Source organism: Bradyrhizobium sp. Pha-3 (assembly GCF_042258615.1).
GTDB lineage: Bacteria > Pseudomonadota > Alphaproteobacteria > Rhizobiales > Xanthobacteraceae > Bradyrhizobium.
This window is the reverse complement of the sequence record NZ_CP170152.1, coordinates 3,406,196-3,423,384: the sequence shown is the minus strand read 5'-3', so window position 1 is coordinate 3,423,384 and position 17,189 is coordinate 3,406,196. Positions and strand designations below refer to the sequence as shown.

At 63.8% G+C, this 17,189-nt stretch carries 23 protein-coding genes; 15 read left to right on the top strand and 8 right to left on the bottom strand.

From position 1 onward, the window contains the following. Positions 1-4 precede the first annotated feature (4 nt). The 5 genes from ACE10Z_RS15980 to ACE10Z_RS15960 all read left to right on the top strand — a co-directional run bounded on the left by ACE10Z_RS15980 (position 5) and on the right by ACE10Z_RS15960 (position 3,649). The gene (locus ACE10Z_RS15980) at positions 5-982 is read left to right on the top strand and encodes a YVTN family beta-propeller repeat protein (protein WP_375788769.1); all 978 of its coding nucleotides are present in this window, start codon (positions 5-7) and stop codon (positions 980-982) included. Next, a complete protein-coding gene (locus tag ACE10Z_RS15975; RefSeq protein ID WP_375788768.1) occupies positions 979-1,794 on the top strand; it encodes an ABC transporter ATP-binding protein in 816 nt (271 codons plus the stop codon). Before ACE10Z_RS15980 ends, ACE10Z_RS15975 begins: the two co-directional genes overlap by 4 nt. Next, a complete protein-coding gene (locus ACE10Z_RS15970) occupies positions 1,791-2,639 on the top strand; it encodes an ABC transporter permease (protein WP_375788767.1) in 849 nt (282 codons plus the stop codon). Before ACE10Z_RS15975 ends, ACE10Z_RS15970 begins: the two co-directional genes overlap by 4 nt. Continuing rightward, the gene (locus tag ACE10Z_RS15965) at positions 2,636-3,253 is read left to right on the top strand and encodes a hypothetical protein (protein WP_375788766.1); all 618 of its coding nucleotides are present in this window, start codon (positions 2,636-2,638) and stop codon (positions 3,251-3,253) included. The genes ACE10Z_RS15970 and ACE10Z_RS15965 overlap by 4 nt, the downstream gene beginning before the upstream one ends. A gap of 99 nt (positions 3,254-3,352) precedes the next feature. Further along, the gene (locus ACE10Z_RS15960; protein ID WP_375788765.1) at positions 3,353-3,649 is read left to right on the top strand and encodes a copper-binding protein; all 297 of its coding nucleotides are present in this window, start codon (positions 3,353-3,355) and stop codon (positions 3,647-3,649) included. Positions 3,650-3,688: 39 nt separating this feature from the next. Here the strand turns inward: ACE10Z_RS15960 and ACE10Z_RS15955 are convergent, their stop codons facing one another. Both ACE10Z_RS15955 and ACE10Z_RS15950 read right to left on the bottom strand, forming a co-directional pair. Next, complete coding sequence (locus tag ACE10Z_RS15955) at positions 3,689-4,240, bottom strand: PQQ-dependent catabolism-associated CXXCW motif protein (RefSeq protein WP_375788764.1); 552 nt, start codon at positions 4,238-4,240, stop codon at positions 3,689-3,691. Beyond that, positions 4,237-5,118, bottom strand: a complete 882-nt coding sequence (locus ACE10Z_RS15950; RefSeq protein WP_375788763.1) for a substrate-binding domain-containing protein — start codon at positions 5,116-5,118, stop codon at positions 4,237-4,239. Before ACE10Z_RS15950 ends, ACE10Z_RS15955 begins: the two co-directional genes overlap by 4 nt. 201 nt (positions 5,119-5,319) lie before the next feature. Here ACE10Z_RS15950 and ACE10Z_RS15945 point away from each other — a divergent pair, with 201 nt between their 5' ends. Then, positions 5,320-6,210: a quinoprotein relay system zinc metallohydrolase 2 gene (locus ACE10Z_RS15945; protein WP_375789844.1), complete on the top strand. Its 891-nt coding sequence runs from the start codon at positions 5,320-5,322 to the stop codon at positions 6,208-6,210. A gap of 43 nt (positions 6,211-6,253) precedes the next feature. Continuing rightward, complete coding sequence (locus ACE10Z_RS15940; protein ID WP_375788762.1) at positions 6,254-7,081, top strand: quinoprotein dehydrogenase-associated SoxYZ-like carrier; 828 nt, start codon at positions 6,254-6,256, stop codon at positions 7,079-7,081. Between the two features lie 27 nt (positions 7,082-7,108). On the opposite strand, the gene ACE10Z_RS15935 is transcribed toward ACE10Z_RS15940, so the two are convergent. After that, positions 7,109-7,453: a hypothetical protein gene (locus ACE10Z_RS15935; protein ID WP_375788761.1), complete on the bottom strand. Its 345-nt coding sequence runs from the start codon at positions 7,451-7,453 to the stop codon at positions 7,109-7,111. 149 nt (positions 7,454-7,602) lie between these two features. On the opposite strand from ACE10Z_RS15935, the gene ACE10Z_RS15930 reads away from it, so the two are divergent. The 4 genes from ACE10Z_RS15930 to ACE10Z_RS15915 are packed head-to-tail and all read left to right on the top strand — an operon-like array spanning position 7,603 to position 10,370. Beyond that, positions 7,603-8,535 carry an ABC transporter substrate-binding protein gene (locus ACE10Z_RS15930; protein ID WP_375789843.1) on the top strand — a complete coding sequence of 311 codons (933 nt, stop codon included), beginning with the start codon at positions 7,603-7,605 and terminating at the stop codon, positions 8,533-8,535. Positions 8,536-8,537: 2 nt separating this feature from the next. Continuing rightward, a complete protein-coding gene (locus ACE10Z_RS15925) occupies positions 8,538-9,275 on the top strand; it encodes an ABC transporter permease (RefSeq protein ID WP_375788760.1) in 738 nt (245 codons plus the stop codon). Next, positions 9,265-9,975: an ABC transporter ATP-binding protein gene (locus ACE10Z_RS15920; protein ID WP_375788759.1), complete on the top strand. Its 711-nt coding sequence runs from the start codon at positions 9,265-9,267 to the stop codon at positions 9,973-9,975. Before ACE10Z_RS15925 ends, ACE10Z_RS15920 begins: the two co-directional genes overlap by 11 nt. A gap of 41 nt (positions 9,976-10,016) precedes the next feature. Further along, a complete protein-coding gene (locus tag ACE10Z_RS15915) occupies positions 10,017-10,370 on the top strand; it encodes a hypothetical protein (protein ID WP_375788758.1) in 354 nt (117 codons plus the stop codon). Positions 10,371-10,373: 3 nt separating this feature from the next. On the opposite strand, the gene ACE10Z_RS15910 is transcribed toward ACE10Z_RS15915, so the two are convergent. The 4 genes from ACE10Z_RS15910 to ACE10Z_RS15895 all read right to left on the bottom strand — a co-directional run bounded on the left by ACE10Z_RS15910 (position 10,374) and on the right by ACE10Z_RS15895 (position 12,621). Beyond that, a complete protein-coding gene (locus ACE10Z_RS15910; RefSeq protein WP_375788757.1) occupies positions 10,374-10,610 on the bottom strand; it encodes a hypothetical protein in 237 nt (78 codons plus the stop codon). Between the two features lie 101 nt (positions 10,611-10,711). Then, positions 10,712-11,596 (bottom strand): hypothetical protein, encoded by an 885-nt coding sequence (locus ACE10Z_RS15905; protein ID WP_375788756.1) that lies wholly within the window; start codon positions 11,594-11,596, stop codon positions 10,712-10,714. 205 nt (positions 11,597-11,801) lie between these two features. Further along, entirely contained in the window at positions 11,802-11,882 is an 81-nt protein-coding gene (gene pqqA / locus ACE10Z_RS15900; RefSeq protein ID WP_009031067.1) for a pyrroloquinoline quinone precursor peptide PqqA, read from the bottom strand. Positions 11,883-12,222: 340 nt separating this feature from the next. Next, complete coding sequence (locus ACE10Z_RS15895) at positions 12,223-12,621, bottom strand: EF-hand domain-containing protein (protein ID WP_375788755.1); 399 nt, start codon at positions 12,619-12,621, stop codon at positions 12,223-12,225. Between the two features lie 200 nt (positions 12,622-12,821). Between ACE10Z_RS15895 and ACE10Z_RS15890 the strand changes: the two genes are divergently transcribed. The 4 genes from ACE10Z_RS15890 (at position 12,822) to ACE10Z_RS15875 (ending at position 16,260) form a co-directional block, all read left to right on the top strand. Continuing rightward, the gene (locus ACE10Z_RS15890) at positions 12,822-13,067 is read left to right on the top strand and encodes a hypothetical protein (protein ID WP_375788754.1); all 246 of its coding nucleotides are present in this window, start codon (positions 12,822-12,824) and stop codon (positions 13,065-13,067) included. Positions 13,068-13,296: 229 nt separating this feature from the next. Continuing rightward, positions 13,297-14,961 carry a methanol/ethanol family PQQ-dependent dehydrogenase gene (locus ACE10Z_RS15885; protein WP_375788753.1) on the top strand — a complete coding sequence of 555 codons (1,665 nt, stop codon included), beginning with the start codon at positions 13,297-13,299 and terminating at the stop codon, positions 14,959-14,961. 13 nt (positions 14,962-14,974) lie between these two features. Then, the gene (locus tag ACE10Z_RS15880) at positions 14,975-15,325 is read left to right on the top strand and encodes a c-type cytochrome (RefSeq protein WP_375788752.1); all 351 of its coding nucleotides are present in this window, start codon (positions 14,975-14,977) and stop codon (positions 15,323-15,325) included. Then, positions 15,322-16,260: a substrate-binding periplasmic protein gene (locus ACE10Z_RS15875; RefSeq protein WP_375788751.1), complete on the top strand. Its 939-nt coding sequence runs from the start codon at positions 15,322-15,324 to the stop codon at positions 16,258-16,260. The genes ACE10Z_RS15880 and ACE10Z_RS15875 overlap by 4 nt, the downstream gene beginning before the upstream one ends. A 17-nt stretch (positions 16,261-16,277) precedes the next feature. Here ACE10Z_RS15875 and ACE10Z_RS15870 read toward each other — a convergent pair whose 3' ends face one another. Then, positions 16,278-17,186, bottom strand: coding sequence for a flagellin (locus tag ACE10Z_RS15870; RefSeq protein ID WP_375788750.1), 909 nt, complete (start codon positions 17,184-17,186; stop codon positions 16,278-16,280). Positions 17,187-17,189 lie beyond the last annotated feature (3 nt).

Here is a 17,189-nt window from a genome sequence, read left to right as displayed (position 1 = left end):
GGAGATGAAACGCATGTGGCGCCGCCGTCTGTTGACCGGGATGCTCGTTTGGCTTGCCGCGACACCGGCGTCCGCCTTCGTTGCCTACGTCTCTAACGAGAAAGGCAACACCGTCACGGTGATCGACACCAGCAGCTGGACGGTGACCAAAACCATCAAGGTCGGCCAGCGGCCGCGCGGCATCGAATTCTCGCGCGACGGCAAGTTCGTGATGGTCGCGGTCGGCGACGACGACACGATCCAGGTGATCGATACCAAGACCCAGGAGATCGTCGACACCCTGCCCTCCGGCCCCGACCCGGAATTGTTCACCCAGGATGCCGCCGGCAAGACCATGTATGTCGCCAACGAGAACGACAACACGGTCACCGTGATCGATCTCGAGAAGCGCGCCCGGCTCGGCGACATCCAGGTCGGCGTCGAGCCCGAGGGCATGACGATCAGCCCGGACGGCAAGATCCTGATCAACACGTCCGAAACCACCAACATGGCGCATTTCATCGACACGACGACGCGCCAGATCGTCGCCAATGTGCTGGTCGATTCGCGGCCGCGCTTCGCCCAGTTCAAGCGCGACGGCTCCGAATTGTGGATCTCCTCCGAGATCGGCGGCACGGTGTCGATCATCGATCCGGTCAAGCGCGAGGTGACCGGCAAGATCACCTTCGACATCCCGGGCCTGCGCAACGAGGCGATCCAGCCCGTCGGCATCGGCATGACCAAGGACGGCAAGACCGCGTTCGTTGCGCTCGGCCCCGCCAACCGCGTCGCGGTCGTCGACGGCGCGACCCACAAGGTGCTCAAATATCTCCTGGTCGGCCAGCGGGTCTGGCACATGGATTTCACGCCGGACGAAAAATACCTGATGGTCACCAACGGGGTCTCGAACGACGTCTCGGTGATCGACGTCGCGGCCCAGAAGGTGATCAAGACCATTCAGGTCGGCGAACTGCCCTGGGGGATCACGATCGCGCAGCCATGACCGCAACCGACGCCCATATCGCGAGCCAGCCCTCGCCGGATGCAGGCCCTGTAACGACCGTGCAGCCGGCGCTGTCGATCGGCAATGTCAGCCACAGCTACGGTCCGCGGCGCGCCTTGATCGATGTCAATTTCACGGTGGCGCCCGCGAGCTTCACCGCATTGCTGGGCCTCAATGGCGCCGGCAAGAGCACGTTGTTCTCGCTGGTGACGCGGCTGTTCGGGATCCAGAACGGCCAGATCAAGATCTTCGGACATGACATCAGCCGGACGCCGGGTGAAGCGCTGCGGCTGATGGGCGTCGTGTTCCAGCCGCGCACGCTCGATCTCGATCTCTCGCTGACGCAGAATCTTCTGTATCACGCCGCGCTGCACGGCATCTCGCGGCGCGAGGCGCGGCTGCGCAGCGCCGAGGTGCTCGGCCGCATCGGTCTTGCCGACCGCGCCACCAGCAAGGTGCGCGATCTCTCGGGCGGCCAGATGCGGCGGCTCGAGATCGCCCGCGCGCTGCTGCACCGGCCGCGGCTCTTGCTGCTCGACGAGGCCACCGTCGGCCTCGACGTCAAGGCACGCGCCGACATTCTCGATCACGTCCGCCAGCTCGTCACCGAACAGGGTATCGGCGTGCTCTGGGCGACGCATCTGTTCGACGAGATCATGCCGGGCGACGACCTCGTGGTGCTGCATCAGGGCCGGATGCTGGCGCACGGCCCGATGTCGCGCGTGATCGCGGACGCAGGCGCCCAGGACGTCAACACCGCCTTCATGCGCCTGACCGGAACGGCAACCCTCACCGGAAAACCGCCAACATGAGCAGCACGACGGTCACGCCTGAGCGAAGCGGCTTCTCGGTGTCGGAATACATCGTCTGCCTGAACGGCATCGTGTGGCGCGAGGCGCTGCGCTTCCTGCATCAGCGCGAGCGTTTCGTCTCGGCGCTGGTCCGGCCGCTGGTCTGGCTGTTCATCTTCGCGGCCGGCTTCCGTCAGGTTCTCGGCATCTCGATCATCCCGCCCTATGAGACCTACATCCTCTACGAGGTCTATATCGCGCCCGGCCTGATGGCGATGATCCAGCTGTTCAACGGCATGCAATCGTCGCTGTCGATGGTCTATGACCGCGAGATGGGCAACATGCGCACCCTGCTGGTCAGTCCGCTGCCGCGCGGCTATCTGTTGTTCTGCAAGCTGCTCGCCGGCACGGCGGTGTCGCTGCTTCAGGTCTACGCCTTCCTGCTGATCGCGTGGTTCTGGGACATCACGCCGCCGACCATCGGCTACCTCACGGTGCTTCCGGCGCTGGTGCTGTCGGGCCTGATGCTCGGCGCACTGGGCATGCTGATCTCGGCCAGCATCAAGCAGCTGGAGAATTTTGCGGGCGTGATGAACTTTGTCATCTTCCCGATGTTCTTTGCATCGTCGGCCCTGTACCCGCTCTGGCGCGTGCAGGAAGGCAGCCCGATGCTGTATTATGTCTGCCAATGCAATCCGTTCACGCATGCGGTGGAGCTGATCCGGTTTGCGCTGTACGGCAAGATGAACTGGGTTTCGCTAGCGGTGGTCGGCGGCTGCACGGTGGTGTTCATGATCGGGGCGATCGTGGCTTACGATCCATCGCGCGGCCTGGTGCGCCGCGGACCCGGCGGAGGCGAGGCATGACAGGCTGGCGGCCAGCACTCGGTGCGCTGTTCGCGATGGTTCTGTCGAATCAGGTCGCGTTCGGTGCCGACCCGCGTTACCCCGACTGGCCTTGCCAACAGGCCAAGGTGCCCGAGATCTCGCTCGCCGCGGTCTGGGCCGGGCCGCCGCTCGGCGATGCCGAGACCAAATGGCGGGATGATCCGAAGATCAGCCAGCTTGCGACCAAGCTCGCGGCGCGCCGCATTCCGCTCGAGGATGCGCAGAAGGAGATCACCGAGTTCCTGTCGGCCGCAGCGGCCGACAAGGCCAATGCGGGAAAGCTGCTGTTCGCGGGCCTGTTCGATACGCTCAACGGCCAGCGGGCCTCGGTCATGAACGGGCTGGAGCGCGTGATGCGCAAGCAGCGCGAAGCGGCAGAAAAGATTCGCGACGATACGATCAAGCTGCAGGCGCTGCAGGACGCCACCCCTCCGGACCAGGCCAAGGTCGACGAGCTCGGCAACCAGCTGGTCTGGGAGACCCGGATATTCGAGGACCGTGGACGCGTGGTGAAATTCGTCTGCGAGGTGCCGACCATCATCGACCAGCGGCTGTTCGCGCTGGGCCGCACCATCCAGCAGGAACTGGATTGAGGCCTGCAACCGATCCCCCGGGGATCATTGATGCACCGCCGGAACAAACTGCGCTGCCCGCTCGTTGTCTCCAACTATATCTGAAGTTGGGAGACCTCGATGAGAGCAGCCAAGATCGTCATGACCAGCCTCGCCGCCGCGAGCCTGATCACCACAGCGGCTTTGGCCCAGCAATCCATGTCGGGAATGGTCACCAAGATTGACCGACTGAGTGGAACCATCTCGATCCAGCAGACGCAGAGCGGCACCGTTGGCGCGGCCGGCGGCGCGATTCAAGAGTACAAGGTGGCCAAAGGACAGTCGCTGGAGGAGCTTCACGCTGGTGACAAGGTGACGTTCACCGCCACGGACGCCGACGGCGGCAAGACCATCAACAAGCTCGACAAGCAGAAGTAGTTCGCTGAAGCGCTTCGCAGCCGTGTGAGGACGGGCTCACTACTCGCCCTCACGCGGCTCCGGCTCCGCATCCGCCAGCGGCAAATTGGCACGCCCCCAGCCGTCGGTTCCGTCCGGGTACCACGCCACATTGCGGTAGCCGTAAGAGAGCACGCGTTTGGCGGCGTTCCACGACATCCAGCAATTTTCCTGGCAGTAGATCACCAGCAATCGGGCCTTGTCGTCGCCCGAGGCGCGGGCGAGGCCGCGACGCAGATAGTCCTCGGTCGACGCGGCGAGCTTGCCGTAGCCGGTGTCGGGCAGCCAGATGCTGCCGGGAATATCGCGATGCGGCCGCTCGCGCCACACCGTGCCGGCCGGCAGATTTGGCTTCGGCGCCCGCGGCAGCACGTCGACGAAGGCGCCGGACTTGCCGCGCCAGATCACTTCTGCTTCCGCGGTCGTCAGCACCCGTGCGCCTGCAAGCGTGATCGGCACCGGCGCGCGATAATCCTCGGTTCGGTAGCCGTCGGGCTCTGCAGGCAGGTCCTGCGCGCGGACAGGCGAAGCGGCGAGCAATATCACCGCAAGCATGGCCGCGAGCCTGATCATGGCGATTTGGTCGCGGTCTCCGGCCCGATCGGACGGTCGTTCTCGTCAAGCAGCGGAACGCCGAAGTCGAGCAGGATCTTGTTGATTGCCGGCTGGTTCTCCTGGATCAGGCGATTGAGCTGCCGCTTCCAGTTCTGGTCGGACGCCCGCACGCCCATGCCGATGCGATAGACCAGCTTCGGTCCTGTGGTCTCTTTGAGCAGCGGCGTGACATGCAGCGGCGGATTGGCCTTCTTGGCATAAAAGCCGGCCATCGGCCCCCACAGGATGCCGGCGTCGATCTCGCCCTTTTCAAGGTCGTTCATCATCGCCTCGGCCGAGGAATCATAGCGCGTATCGATCATCAGCGGATAAGGCTTCGCATTGGTCATAAGGCCGTTGATCGCCATGTTGGTCGCGGGCGGTGTTCCGGCTACGATGCCGATATGTTTGCCCTTCAGCCGCTCATCCTCGAGCGTCGTGACCTCATCCAGTCCACTGCCCGGCTTGGCGACGATCGCGTAGGCCGTGCGGTAATACGGATTGGTGCCCTGCGCGAGGTCGTCGCCTTGCGGAAAGCCCATGATCACGTCGCAGCGATGCGAACCGAGCGTGACCCGCACGAAGCCGGTCGCCTGCGGGAAATACATGTAATCCAGCTTCTTTTGCAGCTTCTCGGCGAACAGCTCGCCGATCTTGTTCTCAAAGCCCTCGCCCTTGTCATTCGAGAACGGCAGGTTGCGCGGATCGGCGCAGATGCGAAGCACCTTGGGATCGACCAGCTCGATGGAGAGTTCGCCCTGCTCATTAACCTGCGCGCGCGCGACGTCGCGGCCGGCGAAACAGACGATGAAGCCGGCAAGCGCGAGCAGAACAGGACGGCATCCGATAACTCTCATTACGCGGTCTCCTCTTGATCGGGCAGATTGCCGCCATCCACCGATTGCCCGGCGCACCATGACGTGCAACAGGGATAATGATCGCGACGGTGCCGCGTTGCTTGTTGCAGCGCAAACTGGAGCGCGACGACATCGATCGCGTCCCGGAAAAACTGAGGCGGAAACATGGCTCATGGCGGTTCGGTGCTTGCGCTGCTCCTGATGCTTTGGGCGCCGACCATAGCGCGGGCTCAAGAGGCGGAATTGCCTGTGAGCGAAGTCGCCCCCGGAATATTCGTTCACACCGGGGTCACTGCATTGATGACGCGTGAGAACGAAGGCGCCATCGCCAATGTGTGCTTCGTGATCGGCGACACCGCCGTTGCCGTCATCGACACCGGCGGCAGCGTCCGCGAAGGGCGGCAATTGCTCGCCGCGGTGCGCAGCCATAGCGACAAGCCGATCCGCTACGTGATCAACACCCACGCGCATCCGGATCATAGCTTCGGCAACGCGGCGTTCGTGGCTGACGGGACCAGCTTTGTCGGCCACAAGGCCCTGCCCCAAGCGCTCGCGGCGCGCGGGCAATTCTATCTCGACGGCTTTCGCCGGACCATGGGCGACGCGTTGATCGACGAGGTCCGGATCATTCCGCCGACCATGCTCGTCGCGGACACGCTGAAGCTCGACCTCGGCGGACGGACCCTCACCTTGAAGGCATGGCCACCCGCCCACAGCGACAGCGACCTCACCGTCTTCGACGAACGCACCGGCACCCTGTTCGCCGGCGATCTGGTGTTCCTCGAGCATATTCCCGTGGTCGACGGCAGCCTCAAGGGCTGGCTGCATGCGCTCGACGACCTCCAGGCCATTCCCGCCGAGCGCGTGGTCCCCGGTCACGGACCCGTGAGTGCGTGGCCTGCAGCGCTTGGCGACGAGCGGCGTTATCTCGAGACGCTGGCCGCGGACGTTCGTGCGCTGGTCGCAAGCGGCAAGCCGATCATGGCAGCGGCGGAGCACGCCGCGGCGGCCGAGCGGCCGCGCTGGCAACTGTTCGACGATTACAACGCCCGCAACGCAACTGCAGCATTCTCGGAAATTGAGTGGGAGTAGCTGTTCGTTCTATAATGACGCGGCTGCATAGGATCTCGCGAACATGACTGGACACCGCGCCCGCCTGCTTTGCATCGCCAGCCTTCTGGCGACGATCGCGCTGGGTACACCGGCTGCGCCCGCGGCCGAGACCTATGATCCCTGGCCGGGCCTCGTCCAGGACATCTTCAGCAATCGTCCGATGAATGACGGCAACGATATCATCGGCATCGAGATGCCGGTGCGCGCGGAAGACGCGGCAATCGTTCCGGTGACGCTGCGCACCAAGCTGCAGCCTGGCGATAACCGCCGCGTCGTCGCGATCACGCTTGTGATCGACGAGAACCCGGCGCCGATGGCCGCGAAGTTCACGCTCGGCCCGGACGCCAACGTCACCGAAATATCGACCCGCGTCCGCGTCAACAACTACACCAATGTGCACGCCGTCGCGGAGCTCAGCGACGGCAAGCTCTATGTCAGCAAGGTGTATGTGAAAGCGTCCGGCGGTTGCTCGGCACCGGCCGGCAAGAACGTCGAGGAAGCGAAGAACCGGCTCGGCCAGATGCGCTACCGGCAATTCACGAAGTCCGAACAGGGGCCGGCGACGGGCACACGCGAAGCCCAGATCATGATCGGGCATCCGAACAACTCAGGCCTGCAGATGGACCAGGTCACGCAGCTCTACATCCCGGCCTTCTTCGTCAATGAGCTGCACATCTGGCAGGACGACAGTCCGGTGCTCACGATGGAGGGCGGGATCTCGATTTCCGAGGACCCCAACATTCGCTTCACCTACGTCTCGAATGGTGCCAAGCACTTCCGTGCCGAAGCCAAGGACACCGACGGGCACGTCTTCGACCACGAATGGAAGGTCGAGAATCCCGGGACCTGATGCACCGGCGAGCTCAACATCTCAACGCTAGAAGCACCTTACTTCGGCTTCTGCCTGCGCACGCCTGAGGTCGTTGAGCGCGTTGGCGGCCTGCTCGGACGAGCGGAACTGGCCGCCCAGGTTGCCGCGTACCTGCGCCATGCTCAGCACGGTCTCGGCGGTAACGTAGCGATCATAGGGAATGATCGAGGCGACCACGTCGATCGAGCAGGAACATTGTTCGATCGACTGCCGCGATTCGCCATTGGACTTCATGCAGCCGAACACATATTCGGCCCGCGCCGAGGTCGGATAGTCATTGACCTCCTGGGCCCGCACGCTGATGGTCGTCCCGGCGACCACGGCCAGGACGGCGACAATCGGTCGTAGCATGCCAGCTCCTGCCATGGTCCTGCTTCCTCTTCTCTTCCGGCAAGCTATGCTATGGATGTTGATCAGAAAAGAAAACATTCGGGGAAGTGGCTCAACAAACGATGATCATCTCTGTACGCACGGTGTTGGCTGCGGCAGTCGTGGCGGTTATGCAGTTCGGCACCTCGTGCACCGCGGAGACCATCCGCGTTGCAGCGCAGAAGACCGGAACGCTGGCCTGGGAACTGGCCGTCATTCGCTCCCATGGTCTCGACAAGAAGGCCAATCTGTCGATCGATGTCGTCGAGCTCGCCAGCCCCGAGGCCGGCAAGATCGCGCTGCGCTCCGGCTCGGCCGACGTGATGGTGTCCGACTGGCCCTGGGTGTCGCGCGAGCGCTCGCTCGGCGCCAGGCTGCAGTTTTATCCCTATTCGAGCGCGCTGGGCGCCGTGATGGTCCCGGCCGCCTCGCCGCTCAAGACGCTGGCCGACCTTAAGGGGCGCAAGCTCGCCGTTGCCGGCGGTGCGATCGACAAGAACTGGCTGCTGCTGCAGGCCGCATCGAAGCAGGACGGCGTCGACCTGAAGTCGCAGGCGACCGTCGTCTATGGCGCGCCGCCGCTGCTCGCCGCCAAGGCCCTCGGCGGCGAGATGGACGCGACGCTCAACTACTGGAATTTCTGCGCGGCGCTCGAAGCCAAGGGCTTTCGCCGGCTCGCCGGCATGGAAGAGATCCTGCAAAAGCTCGGCAGCAAGGGCCGCATCGCGATGATCGGCTACGTGTTCGACGAGGCCTGGGCCAATGCCAACAAGGATCTGGTGGCCCGCTTCATCGCCGTGACGCGCGCCGCCAAGGACATCCTCGCAACCTCGGATGCCGAATGGGACACGATTGCGCCGCTGACCGGTGCGCAGGATGCGGCGACGCTGCACGCTTATCGCGACCGCTACCGTGAGGGCATCCCGCGCCGTCCGATCGCCGACGAAGAGGCGGATGCACGCGTACTGTACCGGGTGCTGGCACAGCTCGGCGGCCGCGATCTCGTCGGCACCGCGACCGAGCTCGATTCCGGCACGTTCTATCAAGCGATCCCGGGAGACTAGCGGTGCTGCGCCTCCTGTCATTCGCGCTGTTCATCGCGACCTGGTGGATTGCCTCGCTGTTGATCGGCGATGCGAAGCTGCCGGCGCCGCCGGCAGTGCTGTCGGTCCTCATAGCCGAAGCGCGATCCGGCGCGCTGTTCGTCAATCTCGGCGCAACGCTGGCGCGCGTCGCGCTGGCCTTCACTCTCGCCATGGCGCTCGGCTCGGCGATCGGCTATCTGATGGGCCGCGTGTCGCTTGCCAATCGCCTTGGCGACCCATGGCTGATCCTGCTGCTCAACTTACCGGCGCTGGTCGTCATCGTGCTGGCCTATATCTGGGCCGGGCTGACCGAGGTCGCCGCGATCACGGCCATCGCCATTAACAAGCTGCCGACCGCCGTCGTCACCCTGCGCGAGGGCGCCCGCGCGCTCGACCCGGCGCTCGACGAGATGGCAACGGCGTTTGCCTTGCCGCGCGGCCGCGCCTTCCGGCATGTGATCCTGCCGCAGCTTGCGCCCTATATTGCAGCCGCTGCGCGCTCCGGGCTGTCGCTGGTCTGGAAGATCGTGTTGGTCGCCGAGTATCTCGGTCGCCCCAACGGGGTCGGCTTCGAGATCGGGGTCGCCTTCCAGCTGTTCGACATCCCGTTGCTGCTCGCCTACTCGCTGAGCTTTGCCGGTGTCGTGCTCGTCATCGAGACCCTGCTGGTGCAGCCGTTTGAAACCAGGCTAACGCGGTGGCGGCTCCGTGCAGCTTGAGGTCAATATCACAGGCAAGAGCTTTGCGAGCGCGGCCGGGAAGCGGCACGACGTGCTCGACAACGTCACCTTCTCGTTGAACGCCGGCGAGGTTGGCGTGCTGTTCGGCCCATCAGGCTGCGGCAAGAGCACCCTGCTCCGGATTCTCGCCGGGCTCGACGCCAACTACCAGGGCCATGTCGCGCGTTCCCCCGGCATGCGCCTCGGCATGGTGTTTCAGGAGCCGCGGCTGTTGCCCTGGCGCACCGTGGAGGAGAATGTGCGGATCGCCGCTCCGCATGTCGACGACGGCACGCTCTCGGCGCTGTTCGAGGTGCTCGAATTGAGCGTGCACCGCAACCACTTTCCCGGTGAGCTGTCGCTCGGCCTCGCCCGCCGCGTCGCGCTCGCCCGCGCCTTCGCCATCGAACCGGATTTCCTCATCCTCGACGAGCCACTGGCCTCGCTCGACAATGCACTTGCGGGACGGTTGCGCGACCAGGTCGCCACGCTGGTTGCCAGCCGCAAGATGATGACGCTGCTGGTCACCCACGATCTCGACGACGCAGTCCGACTCGGCGACCGCCTGTTCTTCCTGTCGCCGCGACCGGCCCGAATCCTTCACGTCGAAACCATCGCTGCGCCGCGCGCGGCGCGCAGCGAACCGGAGATCGACGAAATCAAGCGGCAGCTCTCACAGTTGGACCTTGCAAATATGTGAGACGCCGTCATCCTTGGACGAAAGCGTAAGGGAGAGATTGGATGGCGCGTGCGTTGATTGCTGTTGGTGTTGCGTTGCTTGTCCTGCCGGCGACAGCGCTTGCCCAAAGCAAGGGCAAAGGCATCCGGCTGTGGAATCTGACCAGCACCACGATTTCGAGCTTTGAGCTGTCGCCGGCGGGCAAGAACGAGTGGGGTCCGAACCAGACGCTCAACGACAAGGACAAGGAAGTCGACCACGACGAGCGCTTGCGGATCACCGGCGTCGAGCCCGGCCGCTACGATGCCAAGGTCGGCTACAGCGGCGCCAGGCAGTGCTTCGTTCGTGACATCGAGATCAAGGCCGATGCGGTGTTTTCGGTGTCCGACAAGGACCTGAAGGACTGCAACAAGTAGGAGCTAGCCCGCCGGCGGCTTGCCGTCCGTGCCGGCGCGATCGTTGCTGTGTGGATATTCGCAACGCCATCGCACCGCGGTCCATTTCGGATGTTCGCCGACCCATTGCGCGATGTAAGGCGGCGCGGCCATGGCGCATTGCTGCAGCGAACCGTTCCAGTTGAACACCAGATGCTGCTCCTCGCAGGTGGCGGGCGACAGCACAGCACAAACAGTGACGATCAGATCAATCGGGTTCATGCGCGATCCCTAAGCGTGCTCACGAAATAGATTACACGACGGAATACGTAGTCAGCCAAGTCAGGGTTTCACAGGCCCGTGACAGGCCTGGGAACCCGGCCCTAGAAGTTCAGACCGTACACCAGCCGGGCCTGGTGGCGCTCGAAATTGACCAGGTCGAGGGCAGCATTGCTGCCGGCCCGCTGCCCCCAGGCCTGGACGCTCCAGGTCGCAGTCAGGCGCGAACGCTCCGAGAGCTGGAAATAGACGGTGGGACCGATGAACAGCGCCTGCCCGGACAGTTCATCCAGGCCGATCCCCTCATACTTCCTGAAATAGCGCGCTTCGCCGCCGATCAGGATATCCGGCCGCACCTTGGCCATCAGGCCAAACGCGACGCCGATGGTGGCATCCTGCTCTGCGGTGCCGGTGCGCGGCATCCGCGTCCATTCCGGCTCATAGCTGACGTTCAGGGCCGCGACAGCAAAATTCGGGATCACTTCGCGGTCGAACGCCACCGTGAGTTCGGTGCCGTAGCTGCGGACCGCAGCGGCGGTCGTCTCGTCGACGCGGTCGGCATGTGTCTCCAGCGCAAGCGTCATGCCGAACGGCGCCGCCTCGCGATCGAGAAAGCGATAGCGCAAATCGACCGAGACGCCCTGCCACGACAATTGCCGGTGATCGTCAAAGCCCGGAACCCGATTGATATCGTACGCCATGAACGACGTTCCGAGTTCGACACGAAAGTTCGGCGCGGGGACGAGTTCGAGCTCCAGTTGCTGGTTGAGCGTACGATATTGGCCGCCGTCCTTGGCGAAGCGCCCGGTGGTCTGGCTCTGGAATTCCCGTTCGCCGGCCTCGCCCACGTCGGAGCCGATCATGAAGCCGAAGATGTGCTCGGTATCAAAACCCTCGGCATAGGCACCGAGCGGCAGCACCGCTGCGACGCCGGCAATCGCCGCGCACAGCACGCCCACCCAACGCCCTCGCCTGATTTCGAAACTCATCGTCCCCGGACCACCGCCTCACGCCGCACTGTAGGGCAAAGCAGGACGGCCCGCCAATCGCAGGTGGTCTCGATTTCAACGTGTTGTGGGAAGGATCTAGGGGAAATTGCAGCGGCGGCATCGCGACCGCGAAAGACGCCTGCCGCGGCTCGGTGCAGCGAGCTGCTCCGAGCCGGGCAAGCTGTCTCGCGTTACGTGTCTCGGATTACTTGCGGGCTGCGCAGGCGTACATGTTGATTTCCATGCCGACCGGCACTTCGACGATCTTCGGTGTTTTCCAGGCCATTTCCTTCTCCCAAGTATAAGTTGGCACAAGCGTCGCGCCGCGCGGCAAGCTAGGGTTGGCTGTTCCAGGGCGCAAGCCGGCCGGGTAAGGACCCGACTTCGCTGCTGGACATGCCGAAGCGGACGACGGCTCGCCGACGTCCGCCCGGCTTTGAAACAGTTGGGAAATCCCGACGCTGATCTGTCAGGCATTTTCCGGCTGCCGGCCGGCGACGCGCGCATAAGCAAACCCGATTGCGCCGGCCGAGTCTTGCCCAAGAGCGAAATCGCAATTTTTTTGTTATGCGCGGAATTCTGGATCAATAACCGGAATCCGCCCACCAAGATGCGCGGGCGCGGACCTATTTGAGCAGGCGCAGCAGTGCCCTGCCGGCGCGCGACTTCAACTCCTTCGCATCCAGCGTTCCGTCATTGTCGGGATCGGCGGCCTTGAAGCGCTGCTCGACGACCGCGAGATACTCGTCGAGCGTCAGGGTGCCGTCGTGATCGGGATCCGCCATCTTGAGCTCTTTCGCGGTCAGCCGTCCGCGCAATTCGCGGACGTCGAGCGTGCCGTCGTGATCGGGGTCGAGCTTCGCGAACAGATCGGCGGCAGCCTTCTTGGCTTCGGCAAGGTCGACCGTGCCGTCATTGTCGGGATCGAGCATCTTGAGCGCGCTGCGACCGCCCGATGCGGCCAGAGCGGGACCTGACAGCACGGCAAAAGCCAAAGTCAACGCAAGCGATCGGCGCGAAATCATCATTCGTCTCCCTTGAGTGCCGCTCCGGCAAGGATACCGAGCGCGTCCTGCGATCGAAGCCACCATAGCAGCTTCGACGAGGCTTCCTACAGCTAGTGCAATCAGCGGGACCTGTCGGGTTTCGGGTGGAAAGGTATTGCCTCGCGGATCATCTGTGGCGCTCGGCGGATGCCATCGTACTGGAACAAGCGAGGTGACCCATGCGCGATATTTGCAGAACCACGTTAGGCTGCCTCGTTGCGCTCGGTCTGACCGCGCCCGCGTCCGCGCAGAACAGGGCTCCTGCCCCATCGGCAGAGCATGTCCAGCAGCGCACGCTCACCGGCAAGGAGCGGCTCGGACGCAAGTGGACCGACGAGCAGCGCATCGACAATTGCAATGTGCCGCCGGACAAGCGGGGCACCAAGCCACGCCCGAGTGCCTGTTCGCATGCGCCGTCGAGCTGACCGAACCGTTCGCGCTGCGGCATTGCGGCAGGACGCACGCGGCGTTGCGTATTCCACGCGGCGGTAAGCTACGGAAGCATCAGCGAAAACCTGAAGCCTTCGACCGCCCTCCGGAGGCTGGCTGGGGTTCGTTCACGTTTTCGTATTGACCCTTTTTGGTTTCAGGCCGATGGTTCCGTCCGCAACGTCAGGAATAGGCGTGCAGAAAAAGGTTCATTGGGAGGATATGATGAGACGCATTGCGCTGGCCGCAAGCCTCGTGATTCTTGCATCTTATGGTGCAAGCGCTCAGACCAACGAGCAGTTGGTCAAGGGTGCGACTGATACATCGAACGTTCTCAATTATGGAATGGGCTACAACCTTCAGCGCTTCTCGACGCTGAACCAGATCAACAAGGACACCGTCAAGAATCTGGTCCCGGTCTGGAATTACAGCTTGAACGACGACCGCAGCGAGGAATCGCAGCCGCTCGTCTACCAGGGCGTCCTTTACGTCACCACCCACAATGCCACGATCGCGATCGACGCCAAGACCGGCAAGCAGATCTGGAAGACCAAGGTCGAGTATCCCGCCGAGACGCCGCGCATCGTTTGCTGCGGCATCATCAATCGCGGCGCGGCCCTGTATGACGGCAAGCTGTTCCGAACCACCCTCGACGCCAATGTGATCGCGCTTGATGCCAAGACCGGCAAGGAGCTGTGGCGTGAGAAGGCTGCGGACATCAAGGAAGGCTACTCGATGACGGTGGCCCCGCTGGTCGCCGACGGCGTCGTGATCACCGGCATCTCCGGCGCCGAATTCGGCACCCGCGGCTTCATCGACGGCTGGGATCCGGCGACCGGCAAGAAGCTCTGGCGTACCTACTCGATCCCGACTCCGGACGAGCCCGGCGGCGATACCTGGAAGGGCGACACCTGGAAGCTGGGCGGCGGATCGACCTGGATCACCGGCTCCTATGATGCCGAATTGAACACCGTGTATTGGGGCATCGGCAATCCCGGACCGTTCAACTCGGCCGTGCGTCCCGGCGACAACCTCTACACCTGCTCGGTGCTCGCGCTCGATCCGAAGACCGGCAAGATCAAGTGGCACTACCAGTTCTCGCCGAACAATCCGTTCGACTATGACTCGGTGGCCGAGATGGTGCTCGCCGACATGAATGTCGAGGGCAAGCCGACCAAGGTGCTGATGGATGCCAACCGCAACGGCTTCTTCTACGTGCTTGACCGCACCAACGGCAAGCTGCTCGCGGCTAATCCCTATGTGAACGTCAACTGGGCCACCGGGGTAGATTTGAAGACCGGACGGCCGATCGAGACCGACGTCGTCAAGGATGCACGTGATGGCAAGAAGGTCACGGTCTACCCGTCGATCCTCGGCGGCAAGAACTGGGAGCCGATGTCGTTCAATCCGCAAACCGGCCTCGCCTACGCCAACACGCTCGCCTTCGGCGGCCGCTACAAGTCCGAGCCGGTGACGTTCAAGCAGGGCGAGTGGTATCTCGGCATGGACCTCACCGATCCCTGGGAATGGGGCACCGGACCGCGCGGCCATCTCAAGGCGATCGATCCGATGACGGGCAAGGCGAAGTGGGAAGCGCCGAGCGACATTCCGCGCTTCTCCGGCGTGCTCTCGACGGCGGGCGGCGTGGTGTTCTCCGGTCAACTGACCGGCGAATTCGAGGCGTTCGACGCCGACACCGGCAAGAAGCTCTGGCAGTTCCAGACCGGCTCGGGCATCGAAGGACAACCCGTGACCTGGCAGCAGGACGGCGTGCAGTATGTCGCCGTCACCTCGGGCTATGGCGGAGTCTATTCGCTGTTCTCGGGCGACGAGCGGCTTGCCAAGGTCCCGCCCGGCGGCTCGCTGTGGGTTTTCGCGGTCAAGAACTGAGCGCGGAGCACACGTGACTGAAAGAGTAACCCTGTTGACGGCGGCGATCTTCGCCGCCGTCGCGGCGGCCTTGATCACGTTGATCCCGGCAGCCGCACAGCAAACCAGTGCAATCGACCTTCAGGGTCAGGCCGACCAGGGCAAGGTCACCTACGCCAAGAACTGCTCGCATTGCCACGGACCCAACATGGTCAACTCCGGCACCATCACGCCGGACCTGCGCGCGTTTCCGGACGACAAGACGCGCTTCGTGACCACCGTGAAGCAAGGCAAGAACGGCAAGATGCCGCCCTGGGCCGACATCCTGAGCGAGCAGGAGATCGCCGACGTCTGGGCGTTCCTGTCGAGCCGGAGGACCCAATGAAAGCCCTCCTGGCGGGCGCCGCGACAGCTTTGCTGCTCGCCATGACGGCGGCAGCGCATGCGGCCGGCGAGCCGCTCAAAGTATGCCTCGACGAGGATCTCCCGCCGTTGTCGGCGCATCATCGCGGCAAACCGGATACCGGTTTCGACGTCGCGCTCGCGCAGGCCATCGCCGAGCGGCTCGGACGGCCGCTCAAGATCCAGTGGTTCGAGAGCAAGCTCGACGAGGATTCGAGCCCCGCGCTGGAGGCCAATGCGTTGCTGTCGGACGGACGCTGCTCGCTGGTCGGCGGCTACGCCCTCACGACGGACTCGCTGAAGGCCCCCGGCGTCGCGACAGCCAAGCTGCCGGACTTCGATGGCGCCACCCGCGACGATCGCCGCCGGCGAATTCCGATCGGGGTGTTGGCGCCGAGCCAACCCTACCTCTATTCGCCGATGACCGTCGTGCTCGGTCCCAAGGCCAAGGACAAGATCAAGGACCGCAAGATCACCGACATCGGCGATCTCGCCGGCCTCCGCTTGACGATCGAAAGCGGCACGCTGGGCGATGCCATTCTGATGACCTTCGACAAGGGAAAGCTGATCGAAGACATCACCCACCTCGTTCCCGGGCGTAGCGATCTCCTGGGAGAGCTCGAGCGCGGTGAATTCGACGCCACGCTGCTCGACCTGCGCCGGTTCGACGCCTACCGCGCTGGTCATCCCGACACCAAAATCATCGCCTCCGGCTACTACTATCCGATCGGCGCCAACCGCGGCTATGTCGCGCTCGAAACCGACAAGGCGCTGCTGGAGGCCGTCAACCAGATGCTGTCCGAGTTGCAGGCCAAAGGCACCATCGCCGAGCTTGGCAAGGCAGCGGGCCTCACCTGGCTCGCGCCGCGCGAGCCGATCATCCTCGGCGATGTCTGGCTGAAGATCCTGAACCGCTGAGCCGCGCCGCGGCCCTGCTATTTCAGATAATTGGCCAGGTTCATGCTCTGGATCTTGGCGATCGCCGAATAGGATGCCGTCAGCTGCGCCTGATAGGTCGACAGCTGCGCCGTTACCGCAGCGACGTCGACGCTGGTGAGGTTGGTCGACAGGGTCTTCGCGAAATTCTGGTAGTCGCTCTGGTTGGTGCTGGCGGTCTCGATCTGCGACGCCGCGGTCGAAAGCTTTGCCTGCACCGTGGACGTTGCATCCAATGCATTGCTGGCGAGGTCGAGCGCCTGCGAGATATCGCTCGACGACAACGTCGTGCTGTTGCCGACGTATTTCAACAGCCGCATGACCTGCTCGAAGGCGGGATTGTCGGCGGTGACGCCATAGGAAACCGACTGGCTGTCCGAAACGCGCACCGACGCGATCTCGCTGTCACCCTTGTAGTAGCTGGTGTCTGATGTCGTCAGCGAGCCCGTGCCGGTGTCATAGCTCGACAGATCCACAGGCGCAGCGTCGGTGCGGGCGCCGCTGAAGACGTATTCGCCGTCATACTGGGTGTTGAGCAGCCCCTGCATCTGCGAGATCGCCTGCTGAGCATAGTTGATCACCGATGCCGTCGCCGTGCTGCTGCCGGTCGTGGCGGCGCTGAGCTGGGTCCGAAGCTGCGTGATGATATCGGTCACCGAGCCGACCGCCGAATACATCGCCTGCACCTTGTTGTCGGCAAGATTGCTGGCATCGATATAGGACTGGGCGCGCGTCACCGAGACCTGCAAATTGATCACGCGCCCGGCGCCCGAGCCGTAGCCGCCGAAATCCTCTGACTGCAGCCCGGAGGACTCCTGCACCTGCTCATTGACCATCACCGACTGCACGCGCAGCGCGCTCGATATCATCTGCTCCGATTGCGCGAAGGTGGCAACACGCATCATCATGAC

What these genes read in the sequence shown, in the direction of transcription:
- ACE10Z_RS15980 (WP_375788769.1), top strand. Translation starts at nt 5, where the DNA reads ATGAAACGCATGTGGCGCCGCCGTCTGTTGACCGGGATGCTCGTTTGG.
- ACE10Z_RS15975 (WP_375788768.1), top strand. Translation starts at nt 979, where the DNA reads ATGACCGCAACCGACGCCCATATCGCGAGCCAGCCCTCGCCGGATGCA.
- ACE10Z_RS15970 (WP_375788767.1), top strand. Translation starts at nt 1,791, where the DNA reads ATGAGCAGCACGACGGTCACGCCTGAGCGAAGCGGCTTCTCGGTGTCG.
- ACE10Z_RS15965 (WP_375788766.1), top strand. Translation starts at nt 2,636, where the DNA reads ATGACAGGCTGGCGGCCAGCACTCGGTGCGCTGTTCGCGATGGTTCTG.
- ACE10Z_RS15960 (WP_375788765.1), top strand. Translation starts at nt 3,353, where the DNA reads ATGAGAGCAGCCAAGATCGTCATGACCAGCCTCGCCGCCGCGAGCCTG.
- ACE10Z_RS15955 (WP_375788764.1), bottom strand. Translation starts at nt 4,240, where the DNA reads ATGATCAGGCTCGCGGCCATGCTTGCGGTGATATTGCTCGCCGCTTCG.
- ACE10Z_RS15950 (WP_375788763.1), bottom strand. Translation starts at nt 5,118, where the DNA reads ATGAGAGTTATCGGATGCCGTCCTGTTCTGCTCGCGCTTGCCGGCTTC.
- ACE10Z_RS15945 (WP_375789844.1), top strand. Translation starts at nt 5,320, where the DNA reads ATGCTTTGGGCGCCGACCATAGCGCGGGCTCAAGAGGCGGAATTGCCT.
- ACE10Z_RS15940 (WP_375788762.1), top strand. Translation starts at nt 6,254, where the DNA reads ATGACTGGACACCGCGCCCGCCTGCTTTGCATCGCCAGCCTTCTGGCG.
- ACE10Z_RS15935 (WP_375788761.1), bottom strand. Translation starts at nt 7,453, where the DNA reads ATGCTACGACCGATTGTCGCCGTCCTGGCCGTGGTCGCCGGGACGACC.
- ACE10Z_RS15930 (WP_375789843.1), top strand. Translation starts at nt 7,603, where the DNA reads ATGCAGTTCGGCACCTCGTGCACCGCGGAGACCATCCGCGTTGCAGCG.
- ACE10Z_RS15915 (WP_375788758.1), top strand. Translation starts at nt 10,017, where the DNA reads ATGGCGCGTGCGTTGATTGCTGTTGGTGTTGCGTTGCTTGTCCTGCCG.
- ACE10Z_RS15910 (WP_375788757.1), bottom strand. Translation starts at nt 10,610, where the DNA reads ATGAACCCGATTGATCTGATCGTCACTGTTTGTGCTGTGCTGTCGCCC.
- ACE10Z_RS15905 (WP_375788756.1), bottom strand. Translation starts at nt 11,596, where the DNA reads ATGAGTTTCGAAATCAGGCGAGGGCGTTGGGTGGGCGTGCTGTGCGCG.
- pqqA (WP_009031067.1), bottom strand. Translation starts at nt 11,882, where the DNA reads ATGGCCTGGAAAACACCGAAGATCGTCGAAGTGCCGGTCGGCATGGAA.
- ACE10Z_RS15895 (WP_375788755.1), bottom strand. Translation starts at nt 12,621, where the DNA reads ATGATTTCGCGCCGATCGCTTGCGTTGACTTTGGCTTTTGCCGTGCTG.
- ACE10Z_RS15890 (WP_375788754.1), top strand. Translation starts at nt 12,822, where the DNA reads ATGCGCGATATTTGCAGAACCACGTTAGGCTGCCTCGTTGCGCTCGGT.
- ACE10Z_RS15885 (WP_375788753.1), top strand. Translation starts at nt 13,297, where the DNA reads ATGAGACGCATTGCGCTGGCCGCAAGCCTCGTGATTCTTGCATCTTAT.
- ACE10Z_RS15875 (WP_375788751.1), top strand. Translation starts at nt 15,322, where the DNA reads ATGAAAGCCCTCCTGGCGGGCGCCGCGACAGCTTTGCTGCTCGCCATG.
- ACE10Z_RS15870 (WP_375788750.1), bottom strand. Translation starts at nt 17,186, where the DNA reads ATGATGATGCGTGTTGCCACCTTCGCGCAATCGGAGCAGATGATATCG.